The sequence below is a fragment of the Streptomyces sp. NPDC006265 genome, from assembly GCF_040613555.1.
GTDB lineage: Bacteria > Actinomycetota > Actinomycetes > Streptomycetales > Streptomycetaceae > Streptomyces.
This window is the reverse complement of record NZ_JBEXSH010001486.1, coordinates 1-1,192: the sequence shown is the minus strand read 5'-3', so window position 1 is coordinate 1,192 and position 1,192 is coordinate 1. Positions and strand designations below refer to the sequence as shown.

The following is a 1,192-nucleotide window of genomic DNA, read 5'->3' as shown; positions in this document are numbered from 1 at the left end:
CTCGACTCCGCTCGAGCAGGGGGCACCCCCACTCGCCGCACCGGCCGAAACCCCGAGTACGTCCAGTACGAGGGCTTCCGGCCGCCACGCCGAGAACACGCACCAAACGCCGCTCCTCAACGGGCAAACGTTGCCTGCCGCGGCACTAGCTGCCGCCGGTGTGCACCTGGAAGGCGGCCCGGCGCACCGCCTTGGCCAGGGCCGGGTCGGGGTGTGCGGCGGCGAGGGCGACCAGGACCTGCACGGTGCGCGGGTGCCCCACGGCGCGTACCTCGTCCAGGAGCGTCGGGATGGTCGGCTGCACCGCGGACTCCAGGTGGCGCACCAGCAGCGGCGCCTCACCGTGGTCGGCGACGGCGGCCGCGGTGTCCACCCACAGCCATGTCGCCTCCTCGCGGGTGAGGACCTCGTGGGCGTCCTCGGGGTCGGCGCCGTCGTGCTCGGCCAGCCACAGCAGCCCGTAGGGCCTGAGCGTGGGGTCGTCCAGCACGCCGCGGACGTCCGGCTCGGCGGGCGCGCCGACCACCCGCAGCGCCTCGAAGGCGAGGCCGCGCAGCAGGGCGTCCTCTCCGCGCGCGGCGCCGAGGAGCTCGGTGACGGCGCTGCCGACGGGGCGGGCGGCGAGCCAGGCGCGGTACTCGGCGCGGGCCGCGTTCGGGCGCAGCTGGGCGCAGCCCCGGAGCATGTCCTCGGCGGCCTGCTCGATGTTCCCGGCGGGGCTCTGCGCGGCGACGCAGATCTGCTCCAGCTTGACCCAGACGGCCCAGCTGCCGAGGGGGGTGAGGGTGGCCTGGCCGTCGCCGTAGGTGAGGGCGCCGACGGAGGCGAGGGCGCGCAGGGCCCAGTCGAGCAGCGGGGCGAGCGGGGCGTCGGTGTGCTCCGGTTCGGCCGGCGGCTCGGACTGGGGGCCGTAGGGGATCTCGCAGCGGGCGGTGCGCAGCTCGGTGACGCGCTGCTCCAGGAGGTCGAGGAGCTGCTCCACGGGGACCGGCCCGGCGGACAGCTGGAGGAAGGAGAGCGCCTGCGGCATGGCGGAGACGACCTCGGCGACCGCGGCGGGCTCGTGCTCCGCGGGCTCCGGGTGGGCGAGCGACCAGGCGTCGAAGAGCTGAGCATCTCCGACGGGAACCGGCCACCCGTCCTCCGCACACATGTGCCACCCAGTTGCGCGCAACAACATGCACGGGGAGGG

The 1,192-nt window shown here is 75.6% G+C and carries 1 protein-coding gene; it reads right to left on the bottom strand.

The features are described 5' to 3' along the window. Positions 1–145 precede the first annotated feature (145 nt). Positions 146–1,192, bottom strand: a 1,047-nt coding sequence (locus ABZ281_RS50025) for a hypothetical protein (RefSeq protein ID WP_356665556.1), incomplete at its 5' end; no start/stop codon positions are given.